Source organism: Brevundimonas vesicularis, assembly GCF_044807075.1.
Classification (GTDB): domain Bacteria; phylum Pseudomonadota; class Alphaproteobacteria; order Caulobacterales; family Caulobacteraceae; genus Brevundimonas; species Brevundimonas vesicularis_G.
This window is the reverse complement of sequence record NZ_CP085234.1, coordinates 679,083-691,720: the sequence shown is the minus strand read 5'-3', so window position 1 is coordinate 691,720 and position 12,638 is coordinate 679,083. Positions and strand designations below refer to the sequence as shown.

Here is a 12,638-nt window from a genome sequence, read left to right as displayed (position 1 = left end):
GATCTGCGCCCTTGGGGATGATCATTGTGAACGCGTCCACACGGATCGAAAAAGCGGTTCGGGCCCTGCGCAGGCTGGCGATCCAACTGGCTTCGGACCGGCGCGGCAATGTCGTCATGATCTTCGCCCTGGTGATGCCGGCCTTGGTCATGCTGACCTTGGGCGGCATCGACATCAATCGGGTGACGACGGCCAAGGCGCGGGTGCAGGACGCGTTGGACGCCGCCACGCTCGCCGCCGCACGGTCATCCTACACCGACCCCAAGGACTTGAAGACGGTCGCCCTGGTGGCCCTGAAAGCCAATCTGCGCAATGCCTCGGTCGAGCCGTTTTCCGATGATGCCGTAAAGATCGAGCTGACGAAGGAGCAGGTCGTCATCGCCGACATTCAGGTCCAGGTGAAAACGCTGATCGCCAACGTCGTCCTGCCGCCCTATGGCAAGATCCTGGACGACACCCTGCCCGTGAGCGTCCACTCCGAGGTGAACCGATCATCCAAGGACATTGAGGTCTCGCTGGTGCTCGACATCACCGGCTCGATGGGCAGCAACAACCGGATCGGCGATCTGAAGAACGCGGCGAACCAGCTGATCAAACTGGTTGTCCAGCCGGCGGCGAAACAGACGCCCTACTATTCGCGCATGGCCATCGTGCCCTATTCGATCGGCGTGAACCTGGGGGCGCGCGCCGACGCCGCGCGCGGCGCCTCGATCGGATCGACCAGCATCACCGGCGCCTCGTGGGCGGCGGCCTCAGCCAAGTCGATTTCCGGCATCACTCGGGCCTCACCCGGCGTCGTGACCGCCAACGGCCATGGGCTGGCCACCGATGACTACGTCTGGATCAGCGGCGTCAGCGGCATGACCCAGATCAACAACCGCGCCTACAAGGTCGTTCGCATCGACTCCAACACGGTCTCTCTGAAGTATCAGTCGGGCGGCAACTGGTATACGCTGAATACGAGCAGCGGTTACAGCAGCTACAGTTCCGGCGGACAGGTTCGCAAATGCACGCGCTCGGACTGCTTCATCACCATCACCTCCGCCAACCATGGCTTGTCCGAGGACGAAGGCGTTCAGATCACCGGCGTGAACGGCATGACGGCCTTGAACAACAACAGCGGTCTTTTCGAGGTCTATGAGCGGACATCCAAGGACGCCTTCGTCCTGCCCGTCGGAGGCGCCGCCTATGCCGACTATTCCAACGGCGGCGCCGTTCAATGCGGCCGTGACGGATGCGCCAAACGCGTCTTCCGCGATCCGCAGTACAATCGCCTCAATGTGTTCGACAATACGACCTGCGTCAGCGAGCGCGCGGGATCGTCGGCCTATACGGACACGGCCCCCAGTTCCGCCTACGTCGGCCGAAACTACGCGTCTCCCCGCAATCCCTGTCCATCGGCGACGATCCAGCCCCTGACGTCCAACATCGACACCCTGACCAACCTTGTGAATGGTCTGTCGGTCACGGGATCGACAGCCGGGCAGATCGGCCTCGCCTGGGGGTGGTACACGATATCCAATCAGTTCAACGGGCTGTGGACATCGAATACGGCCGCCGCCTATGCGCCGACGAAGGTGCTGAAGGCGGTCATTCTGATGACCGACGGCGAGTTCAACACCCCTTATTGCGGCGGCGTGATCGCTCGAAACGCCGGTTCCGGATCGGGCAGTCTCTACGACAAAATCGCCTGCGACGCGACAAACGGCGACCCGTTCGACCAAGCGGCCAAGCTCTGCGCCGGCATGAAGGCGAAGGACGTGATCGTCTATACGGTGGGGTTCTCGATCACTCCCGGCAGCGATGCGGCGGACATCCTCAGCAGTTGCGCCACCGACAAGGACAAGGCCTTCCTGCCGCAGTCGGGGGCGGACCTGTCCAACGACTTCCAGGCCATCGGACGCGACATCACCCGACTACGGATTTCCCGCTGACGGCCTAGAGCAGGCGGATTTCCCGCAAGCGCTCGGTCAGATAGTCCTCGGCCAGGATGGTCTTGCCCCCGTATCGGTCGGGATTATCCGGCGTGATGGCGCTGGGCAGGGTCTCGATCGGGAAGTCCGGATTGAAGTGCAGGAAGAAGGGCGTCGAATAGCGCGCGAATCCGCGACGTTCGGGGGCCGGATTGACCACGCGGTGGGTGGTCGACGGCAGAACGTGGTTCGTCAGTCGCTGCAGCATGTCTCCGATATTGACGACCAGGGCGCCGGGCGGCGGCGCGATGTCCAGCCAGCTGCCGTCCTTGTCCTTCAGCTGAAGACCGGCCTCCTCGGCGCCGAGCAGCAGGGTGATAACATTGATGTCTTCGTGCGCCCCGGCGCGCACACCCGGTGCATCGGCCGGAACCGGCGGATAGTGCAGCATGCGCAGGACGCTGTTGCCCATCTCGACCTTGTCGGCGAAGAAGTCGTCGCCCAGCTTCAGATAGCGAGCGATGGCGCGCAGGATCTTAGCCCCCAGGGCGTCCAGGTCCTCGAACATGCCATACAGGTGCTCGCGGAAACCCTCGACCTCGGTCGGCCAGACGTTGTCGCGCATATAGCGGCGATAGGGATGGCCTTCGGGCAGCTCCCGGCCGACGTGCCAGAATTCCTTCAGATCGACCGTCTTGGCGTCCTTGGCCGCCTCGACGCCGAACGGCGTCAAACCGCGCGCGCCGCCTGTGCCGGGCTGGTGGTACTGGCGCTTGACGTCCTCCGGCAAGGCGAAGAAGGCCTTGGCGTCGTCGATGGCAGCCGCGATCCGCGCCTCGTCCAGACCATGGTCGGCGACCACCGCGAAGCCATAGCGCGAGAAGGACGCGCCCAAGGCGTCGCTGAACCCTTGGAAATCGACATCATATTGGGTCATCGAGACCGGCTGGATGGCGCGGCCGGCAGGGCTGTCGTTCAGGGTCGTGCTCACGGACATCCTCGATCTGAAAAGGTGCGGCGGTTCCCATACGCCTAATCTGCGCCCTTGTCAGGGCGTCGCGGGACCATCGGACGGGCGTTCATGCCCGATACAGACTGGAACCTTCACAGTGAGCTTACGTTTTCGCGCCAGATCGCAATCAGAGAAAAGGACTAGTCCATGCGCGCCAAGTTTGTCGTCGCCAGTGTCTCCATCGCCGCCCTCTTGGGCGCCGCCGCTTGCACCACCACCGACCCGTACCGCTCTGGTCCGGTCCGCAACAACACCGGAACCGGCGCCATCGCCGGCGCTGTCGGCGGCGCGCTTCTCGGCTATTTGACCAACACGTCCAACGGCGAACAGGGCCGCAAGAATGCTCTGATCGGTGCCGGCATCGGCGCTCTGGGCGGCGCCGCAGTGGGCCAATATATGGATCGTCAGCAGCGTGCGATGGAGGCCGAACTGTCCGGCTCTGGCGTCGGAGTGGCGCGACAGGGCGACCTGCTGGTCCTGCGGATGCCGTCGGACGTGACCTTCGCCACGAACCAGTCGTCGATCGACCCGCGCTTCCTGCCCGTACTGGACGACGTCGCCCGCGTGCTGCAGCAGTATGACCAGTCGACGGTGGACGTCATCGGCCACACCGACTCCTCGGGCGGTGACGCGATCAATCAGCCCCTGTCGGAGGCCCGCGCCAGCAGCGTCGCTTCCGAACTGGTTCGTCGCGGTGTCCTCGCTCAGCGGCTTTATGTCGCCGGCGAAAGCTCTCGCAAGCCGGTGGCCTCGAACGCCACGGCTGAAGGCAAGGCCCAGAACCGTCGCGTCGAAATCCTGATCCGTCCTTTCACCGGCTGATCGGCGTCAAAATCAGAATACTCGGGGCGGCGTCGTAAGACGTCGCCCTTTTCCCTGCGTGTTCCTTTCGCGCTGAGGATGCGACGGCGCCAAGAAAAAACGCCGCCTCCTTTCGGAAGCGGCGTTCTGTCTTTCGACAACTTCGAAGGTCGAAGCCGACCCGGACGAACCGGATCGGCTCCGAAAGTCTTAGAAGTTGATGTCGATGGTCGCGCGGCGGTTGAGCGGTTCGCGCACACCGTCGGCGGTCGGCTTGGCCAGGTTGGTTTCGCCCTTGCCGTCCAGGGCGATCACGCCTCCGTTGACGCCTTGAGCGACCAGGGCGTCCGCGACGGTGCGCGAACGACGGTTGGACAGACCCACGTTATAGGCGGCCGAACCCGAGGTGTCGGTGTAGCCGACGATCAGGACGCGCGTCGGACGACCCGACTTGGCGTAGTTGGCGGCCTGCGTCACCACCGAACGGGCTTCCGCGGTCAGGTCCGAACGATCCCAGTCGAAGTAGACCACGAACTGGCGAGCGACCGGGGTCTGAGCGACCGGCGGCGGGGGCGGAGGAGGCGGAGGAGGCGGCGGGGGCGGCGGGGGCGGAGGAGGCGGCGGCGGCGGCGCGTCTTCCGCGCCGAAGCTGTAGCGCAGACCCAGGGTCACGGTGTGCGACTGGTCGTAGTCGCCGTCCCATTCGCCGAACGACGTGGCGCCAGGACCAGCGCCGACCGTCGTCGAGGCGAAGTTGGCGTCGCCCGTCAGGTAGCGGTAGGTCAGGTCGATGTTGGTGCGGTCGCCGATGGCCCAGGCCAGACCGGCGATCGCCTGAGCGGCGAACTTGGTCGAGCTGTCGTCGGCGGTGAAGGTGGCGCCGCGGTTGGCGCGCAGGTTGCCGATGGTGTCGGTCTTGACGTGGTTCACACCGGCGCCGAGGCCGACGAACGGACGAACGCCCCAGTATTCGAAGCCGAAATCATAGATGACGTTGGCCATCAGGGTGGCGGATTCGATGTCGCCTTCGGGCGAGAAGCAACCGCCCGTCGCCGGGGTCAGGTTGCACAAGCCTTGCGTGCCCGACACGGCGCGAACGCGGCCGATGTCGCCCGAGCGATAGCCGCCTTCCAGTTCAACGCGCCAGTTCGGGTTGAAGCGATAGCCGAGGCGAGCGAAAGCCGCCCAGCCGTCGTTCACTTCCCAGTTCCAGTTGGCGCCGGTCGTGGACGATTCAGCGTTGATATCGTCGATCATGTGGTAGCCGGCGTCGACGGCGCCGTACCAACCATTGGGTTCCGCTGACGCAGCACCAGCCGACAGGGCCAGGGCGGCCGCTGCGCTGGAGGCCAGCACGAAAGTCTTCATACGCATAGGGGGTATCCCTCCGCCTCTGTTATAGTAGGGGGCGGGTCTACCGCCTCCGCGGGTCTTACCAGCCTTGCCGTATAAGGTCGAGGCGGAAACGTGACGATATCGACCAGCAAATCTTAGACCGTGGCCTTGATGATACACGTGAATTTCGGGTCAGGCCACAGAATGGATAATCGCCAGCCCTCGACACGTCACAATCTAGGACCGCGCGGCGATACACCTATGCGAGCGTCATGGCTCGTAGTTTGGATCGACCATCTGCATTCCGAGCCACTCCGCGATCAGCGCCGGCTTGTCGACACCGTCGATCTCGACCGTCAGCTCGTGTTTCAGCAACCAGCGTCCGCCGCCCTTGTCGTCGGCCGATAACAGCTTGAAGCGACCGCGAACGCGTGACCCCGCCGCAACCGGCGCCAGGAACCGCAGCTTGTCGAAGCCGTAGTTCACACCCATCACGACGCCCTCCAAGGGCGCCATCGCGTCATAGCTCATGGCCGAAGCGAGGCTGAGAGTCAGGAAGCCGTGCGCGATTGTTCCGCCGAACGGCGTGGCGCTTGCCGCCTCTGGATCGACATGGATGAACTGGTGATCTTCGGTGCAATCGGCGAAGGCGTCGATCCGGGCCTGGGTGACGTCGAACCATTTCGACACCCCGACCTCCTGGCCGATCAATTCCTGAAGTTCACTGGCCTTGGTCATCGTGCGTTTTCTCAGTGCGTTTTAGGCAAGGTTGGCCGACCGTCGCGAGCAAGGGAAGACCCTCAGCCGCAGAAACGCCCCTCGATGATCTCGGCGTACAGCGTCGGATCGACGTTGCCGCCTGAAAGCACGATGGCCGTCGTCCGTCCCTTCGTCTCGATCTTTCCGACAAGCAGGGCCGCGAGCGAGACGGCGCCCCCCGGCTCGAGGACGATCTTCAGATGGCGGAACGCAAACCGCATCGCCTCGGCGGCCTCGCCGTCCGAGACGGTGATCGCCCCCGCCAGCCGCCGGTTGATCGGCCAGGTCAGCACACCTGGCATCGGCGACATCAGGGCGTCGCAGATCGAGGGCGCGCCCTGTGGATGACCGACCCGCTCTCCGGCCGCCAGCGACCGCGCCGTGTCGTCGAAGGCTTCCGGCTCGACCACGAACACCTTCGTCTCTGGACTGAGCTCGGCCATCACTAGGTTGATCCCAGCCATCAACCCGCCGCCGGACGCCCCGCATAGCAACTGGTCGAACGGCGCATCCGCCTGGTCCAGCATTTCCAGCGCCGTCGTCCCCTGGCCCTCGATAATGAAGGGATCATCAAACGGCGGAACCAGGATCGAGCCGCGCTCGGCGGCGATAGCCGCGCCGATCGCCTCGCGGCTTTCGCTCCAGCGGTCGTAGAAGCGCACCTCGCTACCGAAGCCGATCACCCCCTCGACCTTCACCTTGGGCGAATCCGACGGCATGACGATGATCGCCGGCGTCCCGACCATGGCGGCGGCGGCGGCGACCCCCTGTGCATGGTTCCCGGATGAGAAGGCGACGACGCCGCGCGCCTTCTCCTCGTCGGTCAGTCGGCTGATGCGGTTGTAAGCGCCGCGAAATTTGAAGGCTCCGGCGCGCTGCAGGCTTTCCGCTTTCATCAGAACCCGCCCGCCGACCGCTGCATTCAGGGCAGGACTTTCAAGCAGGGGCGTGCGGACGGCGACTCCATTGATCTGGCGGGCGGCGTCGAGGACGCCTTCATAGCTGGGCAGGTGGGTCGTCATATGCTCCCCTTAGCTCAAGACGCAGCCGTGAGAGAACCATGAGCCTGATCCTCGCCATCGACCAGGGCACGACCTCGACCCGCGCCATCGCCTTCGAGGTCGCGCCTCAAGCCGCGCGAAGCACGTTAGGCAAAGAAAAAGGGGACCTCCGGGCCGTCGCGGTCAGCCAGATCGAGCTGGCCCAGCATTTCCCGAAATCCGGCTGGGTCGAACATGACGCCGCCGAAATCTGGACCGCGACGCTCCAGACCTGTCGAGAGGTGGTGCGCAACGCCGGCGGCGTCGCCCGCTTCAACGCCATCGGCATCACCAATCAGCGGGAAACGGCGGTAATCTGGGACGCGGCGACCGGCGAGCCTCTGCATCGCGCCATCGTCTGGCAGGATCGCCGCACCGCCGACGTCACCGCACGCCTGACCGCCCAAGGGCACGAGCCCAAGGTCCAGACCGCGACCGGCCTGATCCTCGATCCCTATTTCTCGGCGACCAAGTTCGCCTGGCTGCTGGACGCCGTGCCCGGGTCGCGCGAGCGGGCGGCGAAGGGCGAGGTCAAGCTGGGCACGATCGACGCCTGGCTGATCTGGAAACTGACCGGCGGCCGGGTCCACGCCACCGACGCGACCAATGCTTCACGCACGTCGCTGATGGATCTGAGGACGGTCGAATGGCGGGACGACCTATGCGCTTTGTTCGACATCCCGCGCGAAGCCCTGCCTGACATCGTCCCCTGCGCGGGTGTGATCGGCGAGAGCGATCCGGCGCTGTTTGGCCAGCCTCTGCCCATCGCCGGATCGGCCGGAGACCAGCAGGCAGCCCTTGTCGGGCACGGTGCGCTGAAGGCCGGGGACGCCAAGATCACCTATGGCACCGGCGCCTTTCTGGTCGCCAATGTCGGCGCGGAGCCGGTGGCCTCGACACGGCGTCTGTTGGGCACGCTCGGCTATCAGGCCGACGGCCAGACCGCCTATGCGCTGGAGGGGTCGATCTTCTCGGCCGGCTCGGCGATCCAGTGGCTGAGAGACGGGGTCGGGCTGATCTCGGAGTCGCGCCAGTCGGAGGCGATGGCGCAGACCCTCAAGGACAACGGCGGGGTCTATATGGTCCCCGGCTTCACGGGTCTGGGCGCACCATGGTGGGAACCAGAAGCGAGGGGGACCATCGTCGGGCTGACACGGGATTCCGGTCCGGCCCATTTCGTACGCGCCGCGCTGGAAGCCCTAGCCTATCAGACGCGCGATTTGCTCGACGCCCTGGCCGCCGACGGAGCCCCGCCGCTGAAGACGCTGAAGGTGGACGGCGGCGTCACCGCCAACAGTTTCGCCATGCAGTTCGTCGCCGACATCTGCGAGGTCGAGGTGGAGCGTCCGGCCTTCCAGGAGATGACGGCCCTGGGCGCCGCGCGCCTGGCGGCCCTGGGCGTCGGCCTTTTGCCGGACTTGCAGGCGCGCCCAGCCGAGGCGCCCGCCTGCTGGAAACCACGCATGAAGGCGGACGAGCGCGAGCGTCTGCTTTCCGGCTGGCGTCGGGCCGTGAAGGCCGCCATCATCGCTGCGTCGGACCGGGCGTGAGATCCGGACGACTCAAGGAAACGACGAGGACCGCCGCATGACCGACGCCGCCCCGCTGGACGCCCAAAGCGCCTTCTCCGGCACGCGCGAGGTCGATCCGCGCTATCGCCTGGACGAGGCGGCGCTGGACGCCTGGATGCGCGCCCACGTCTCGGGATACGCCGGCCCGCTGACGATGCGCCAGTTCAAGGGCGGCCAGTCGAACCCGACCTATGAACTGGTGACGCCCTCGGCCGCCTATGTGCTGCGGCGCAAACCGCCCGGCGTCCTGCTACCCAGCGCCCATGCCGTCGACCGCGAGTTTCAGGTCATCTCGGCTCTGGCCGCGCACGGCTTCCCCGTCGCCAAACCCCACGCCCTGTGCCTGGACGAAACCGTCATCGGTTCGATTTTCTACGTGATGGACAAGGTCGAGGGCCGAATCTTCTGGGATTTGAAACTGCCCGGCCTGACGCCCGTCGAGCGGCGCGCTGTCTATGAGGCCCAGACGGACACGCTGGCCCGGCTGCACGCCTTCGATCCGGCCGCCATCGGCCTGGGCGACTACGGCAAGGCAGGAAACTATTTCGCGCGTCAGGTCGGACGCTGGACCAAGCAGTATCATGCGTCGGAGACCGAGCCGGTTCCGGCGATGGACCGGCTGATCGCCTTCCTGCCCGACAGCCTGCCGCCAGAGGGGCCTAGCCGCATCGTCCACGGCGACTTCCGCCTCGACAATATGATCCTGGCCCCCGATCGCGCGGAAGTGCGGGCCGTGCTGGACTGGGAGCTGTCGACCCTGGGCGATCCGATGGCCGACTTCTCCTATTTGCTGATCGCCTGGGCCATTCCGGCTTCGCTGCGCAACGGCCTCGCCGGCGCCGATCTGGAGGCTCTGGGCATACCGTCCGTCGAGGAGACCGTTGAACGCTACGCCGCCGCGACAGGCATGCGGCCCGCCAACCTCGACTGGCTCTACGCCTACAACCTGTTCCGTCTGGCCGCCATCTGCCAAGGCATCGCTGGCCGCGTCCGCGACGGCACCGCCGCCAGCGCCCACGCCAAGACCATGGCCGCCCAGGTCGGTCCGCTCAGCAACGCGGCGTGGGGCTTCGCGAAAAAGGCGGGCGCCTAGTCCCTGACGGCGGCGCCCAGGATACGCTTGTCCGTCTTGCCTTGCACCAGCACCGCCACGGCTTCGCCGGGGCGGGCGGACGGCAGCGCGTAGAGCATCGGGCGGCCGCGCCAATCGCCCAGGCGCGTCACGCCGCGCACGACGTTCATGTGTCGCACGGCCTGACCCCGATTCTCGCCCTGACGGACCTCGACCACCTGAGGGCCGGGGGTATAGGTCACCGCCACCACCTCGGCGCCGCCGGCCGGCGCGCGGCCGGAACCGACGCCGACGCCGGCTCCGTTTTCGCGGAACTCGATCTCGGGCGGCCAGGCCTGACGCACCGCCTCCTGACCGATGGCGGTTTCAAGCTCGACGCTGCGGGCGCCCGACACCTGACGTCGGCCATCGATCACGACCTGCGGCGTCGAGACGCCGCGCTGGCGCAGTGCGGCGCGATAGGCGCGCTGGCGCTGAACGAACTCAGGGCGGGCGAAGGTGTCGGTCCAGCCCAGATAGTCCCAGTAGTCGACGCCGTAGGTGAGGGCGATGACGCCGGGTTGGGCCGCCGCCTTCTCCACCGCCGCATTGGCCTCGATGCAGCCGCCACAGCCCTGGGCGGTGAACAGTTCGACGACCACCGGCGGGCCGTTGGCCGTCGCGTGGCGCGGCGCAAGCGGCGGACGCCCCGCCGCCGGCTGGGCCGCCGAGGCGACGGACATGAGGGCGCCCGCCATGACCGTGCCCGCGATGATCCAGCCCTTGGTGTTCATGCCGTCGTTCTTAGCCCTTGGGCTGCAATGGAGCGCCTCATATTCGCGTGAGGCTCTCTCTGCTTCATTCAATCCATCAGTTGTTGCGACAGATAGACATAGTGGCGGGCCCAGCGACGGGCGTTGGCGACCGGGTCGGCGTCGTTGGAGTGGCCGCCAGCCGTGTCCTCATAATAGAGGTGGTCATAGCCCATATCGCCCAGGCGCGCGGCGAACTTGCGCGCATGGCCGGGGTGGACCCGGTCGTCACGGGTGTTGGTGGTCAGATAGACGCGCGGATAGGGCTGGCCTGGACGGAGCTGCTGATAGGCGGAATATTTGGCGATCCACGCGGCTTCTTCCGGGATGCGCGGGTCGCCGTATTCGCCGATCCACGACGCGCCGGCCGGCAGTTCGTGATAGCGCAGCATGTCCACCAACGGGCTCTCGATCACCGCCGCGTTGAACAGTTCGGGGTGCTGGGTGATCGACACCGAGGTCAGGACCCCGCCGTTCGAGCGGCCATAGATGCCCAGGCGCCGCGGGCTGGTGATCCCGCGTTGTTCCAGATCGCGCGCCACGGCGGCGAAATCGTCAAAGGCCTTTTGACGGTTCCCGTCCAGCGCCGCCTGGTGCCAGTCGGGACCGAACTCGCCGCCACCACGGATATTGGCCTGGACGAAGACCCCGCCGCGCTCCAGCCACAGCTTGCCCATCTCGGGCTTGTAGGCCGGGTTCAGACTGACCTGGAAACCGCCGTAACCCAGCATGACGGTCGGGTTTGACCCGTCCAGCTTCATGTCGCGCGGACGGGTGACGAAATAGGGGATCTTGGTCCCGTCGGTCGAGGTCGCCTCGAACTGCTCCACCACATGGGTCGAGGCGTCGAACTTGGCCGGGGCGGATTTCAGCTCGGTCAGGGCGCCGGTGTCCACACGGGCCAGGCTGAGGGTCGGAGGCGTCAGGAACCCCTGGAAGGAGACAAAGGCCTCGCCGCGCGACTTGGAGGAGTCGCCCAGATTGACGGCCACATTGTCGGGCACGGCGATGGAGGCGCCGCTCCAGACCGGGCGATTGTCCCGCCCGAAGCTGAATTGGGTCAGGCGACCGGCGACATTGTCCGACAGGGTGGCCAGGACGGAATCGCTCATCACCGCGACCGACTGCAGCGATTGGCGCGGCCCCGGCGTGAAGATGGTCTCGGGATCGGTGTCGGGATAAAGGCCGCCGCTTCCGCGTTTCAGCTCGTCCAGCGACACGGCCAGCAGCGAGCCCGCCGTCACCTCTCGCGCACCCCAGCGCCACGCCTCGTCGTTTGACACGACCAGCCGGTCGCCGATGACGCCATAAATCGACACCCGCGACGGCAGGGCCAGCTTCATCGTCGAACCGTCGTGGGCCATGGCCCAGGTCTCCGACCGGAAGGTGTCCAGCGGGCGGGTGATGATGACCGCCGTAACCTTGCCGTCCTTGTCGCGATAGACGGCGGGGCTGACGCCATAGCCGCCGTCGCCCTGTTCGCCGCGATAGACCTCGGTCGCCTGGGCCAGGGTCTGGCCGCGCTTCAGCGTCTTGACGATGAAGGGATAGCCGGACTCGGTCATGGTCCCGGCGCCGAAGTCGGTGGCGACCAGAAGCGTGTCGCGATCCAGCCATTCGATGCGGTGCTTGCCCTCGGGCAGGTTGAAACCGCCGTCCACGGACGACTTCGTCGTCAGGTCGAACTCGCGCACGACCACCGCATCCTTGCCGCCGTCGGACAGATTAATCAGGCAGCGGGTGTCGTCCGGCGCCAGACAATCAGCGCCCTTGAACACCCAGTCCTTGCCCTCGGCCTTGGACAGGGCGTCGATGTCCAGCAGCGTCTCCCACTGCGGCGTCGCGGTCCGGTAGCTGGCCAGCGTCGTGCGGCGCCAGACGCCCTTGGGATTGGTCGCGTCCTGCCAAAAGTTGCCGATGCCGTCGCCCAGGAAGGATGGGCTGGGGATGCGATCGGTCGCAGTCAGGATCGCCTGAGCCTCGGCGCGGAAGGTCTCGTAGCGCGAGTCGCCGGTCAGGACGGCGAGAGACTTGCGGTTCTCCTCGGCGACGAAGGCCATGGCCTCGGCCCCGTCCACCTGCTCCAGCGCCAGATGATCGTCCGCCGCCGCCACACCCGCCGGGGTCAGGTTCTTCGGATAACCGGGCGGCGGCCCCATGCGCTCTGGATGCTCATCCGCCCGCCACATCGAGGGTTGCGCCGGAGTTGTGGTGCAAGCGCCCATAAGAAGGGCCGGCATAGCGGCGGACAGGATCAGGTGACGCATGGCTCAAACTTTCCGCTCATCCCCGCGAAAGCGGGGACCCAGACCTTTGGGCGTTCGGCGTCGCCCGTTCGTACTGA

General features: G+C 66.1%; 10 protein-coding genes. 4 read left to right on the top strand and 6 right to left on the bottom strand.

Translation table 11 applies throughout. The features are described 5' to 3' along the window. The first annotated feature begins 26 nt into the window (after window positions 1-26). The gene (locus LG306_RS03335; protein ID WP_404418204.1) at window positions 27-1,934 is read left to right on the top strand and encodes a ubiquitin-activating E1 FCCH domain-containing protein; all 1,908 of its coding nucleotides are present in this window, start codon (window positions 27-29) and stop codon (window positions 1,932-1,934) included. A gap of 4 nt (window positions 1,935-1,938) precedes the next feature. Here the strand turns inward: LG306_RS03335 and LG306_RS03330 are convergent, their stop codons facing one another. Further along, the gene (locus tag LG306_RS03330) at window positions 1,939-2,910 is read right to left on the bottom strand and encodes an isopenicillin N synthase family dioxygenase (RefSeq protein WP_404418202.1); all 972 of its coding nucleotides are present in this window, start codon (window positions 2,908-2,910) and stop codon (window positions 1,939-1,941) included. Window positions 2,911-3,072: 162 nt separating this feature from the next. On the opposite strand from LG306_RS03330, the gene LG306_RS03325 reads away from it, so the two are divergent. After that, a complete protein-coding gene (locus LG306_RS03325; RefSeq protein ID WP_404418200.1) occupies window positions 3,073-3,747 on the top strand; it encodes an OmpA family protein in 675 nt (224 codons plus the stop codon). Between the two features lie 189 nt (window positions 3,748-3,936). On the opposite strand, the gene LG306_RS03320 is transcribed toward LG306_RS03325, so the two are convergent. From LG306_RS03320 to LG306_RS03310, 3 genes are all read right to left on the bottom strand, one after another. Beyond that, window positions 3,937-5,094 (bottom strand): OmpA family protein, encoded by a 1,158-nt coding sequence (locus LG306_RS03320; protein WP_404419626.1) that lies wholly within the window; start codon window positions 5,092-5,094, stop codon window positions 3,937-3,939. 237 nt (window positions 5,095-5,331) lie between these two features. Then, complete coding sequence (locus tag LG306_RS03315; protein WP_404418198.1) at window positions 5,332-5,799, bottom strand: MaoC family dehydratase; 468 nt, start codon at window positions 5,797-5,799, stop codon at window positions 5,332-5,334. A gap of 62 nt (window positions 5,800-5,861) precedes the next feature. Next, on the bottom strand, window positions 5,862-6,842 hold the full coding sequence (locus LG306_RS03310; RefSeq protein ID WP_404418196.1) for a threonine/serine dehydratase: 981 nt from the start codon (window positions 6,840-6,842) through the stop codon (window positions 5,862-5,864). A 38-nt stretch (window positions 6,843-6,880) separates the two neighbouring features. On the opposite strand from LG306_RS03310, the gene glpK reads away from it, so the two are divergent. Further along, window positions 6,881-8,410: a glycerol kinase GlpK gene (gene glpK, locus LG306_RS03305; RefSeq protein WP_404418194.1), complete on the top strand. Its 1,530-nt coding sequence runs from the start codon at window positions 6,881-6,883 to the stop codon at window positions 8,408-8,410. Window positions 8,411-8,447: 37 nt separating this feature from the next. After that, window positions 8,448-9,524, top strand: a complete 1,077-nt coding sequence (locus LG306_RS03300) for a phosphotransferase family protein (protein ID WP_404418192.1) — start codon at window positions 8,448-8,450, stop codon at window positions 9,522-9,524. Here LG306_RS03300 and LG306_RS03295 read toward each other — a convergent pair. Both LG306_RS03295 and LG306_RS03290 read right to left on the bottom strand, forming a co-directional pair. Next, window positions 9,521-10,276, bottom strand: coding sequence for a DUF1223 domain-containing protein (locus tag LG306_RS03295; RefSeq protein ID WP_404418190.1), 756 nt, complete (start codon window positions 10,274-10,276; stop codon window positions 9,521-9,523). The two genes, LG306_RS03300 and LG306_RS03295, sit on opposite strands and share 4 nt — an antisense overlap. Before the next feature lie 68 nt (window positions 10,277-10,344). Then, window positions 10,345-12,561, bottom strand: coding sequence for a prolyl oligopeptidase family protein (locus LG306_RS03290; protein WP_404418188.1), 2,217 nt, complete (start codon window positions 12,559-12,561; stop codon window positions 10,345-10,347). Between the last annotated feature and the right edge of the window lie 77 nt (window positions 12,562-12,638).

Excerpts from the sequence above, each read along its gene's own strand:
- LG306_RS03330 (WP_404418202.1), bottom strand. The coding sequence starts at position 2,910 with ATGTCCGTGAGCACGACCCTGAACGACAGCCCTGCCGGCCGCGCCATC.
- LG306_RS03325 (WP_404418200.1), top strand. The coding sequence starts at position 3,073 with ATGCGCGCCAAGTTTGTCGTCGCCAGTGTCTCCATCGCCGCCCTCTTG.
- LG306_RS03320 (WP_404419626.1), bottom strand. The coding sequence starts at position 5,094 with ATGAAGACTTTCGTGCTGGCCTCCAGCGCAGCGGCCGCCCTGGCCCTG.
- LG306_RS03315 (WP_404418198.1), bottom strand. The coding sequence starts at position 5,799 with ATGACCAAGGCCAGTGAACTTCAGGAATTGATCGGCCAGGAGGTCGGG.
- LG306_RS03310 (WP_404418196.1), bottom strand. The coding sequence starts at position 6,842 with ATGACGACCCACCTGCCCAGCTATGAAGGCGTCCTCGACGCCGCCCGC.
- glpK (WP_404418194.1), top strand. The coding sequence starts at position 6,881 with ATGAGCCTGATCCTCGCCATCGACCAGGGCACGACCTCGACCCGCGCC.
- LG306_RS03300 (WP_404418192.1), top strand. The coding sequence starts at position 8,448 with ATGACCGACGCCGCCCCGCTGGACGCCCAAAGCGCCTTCTCCGGCACG.
- LG306_RS03295 (WP_404418190.1), bottom strand. The coding sequence starts at position 10,276 with ATGAACACCAAGGGCTGGATCATCGCGGGCACGGTCATGGCGGGCGCC.
- LG306_RS03290 (WP_404418188.1), bottom strand. The coding sequence starts at position 12,561 with ATGCGTCACCTGATCCTGTCCGCCGCTATGCCGGCCCTTCTTATGGGC.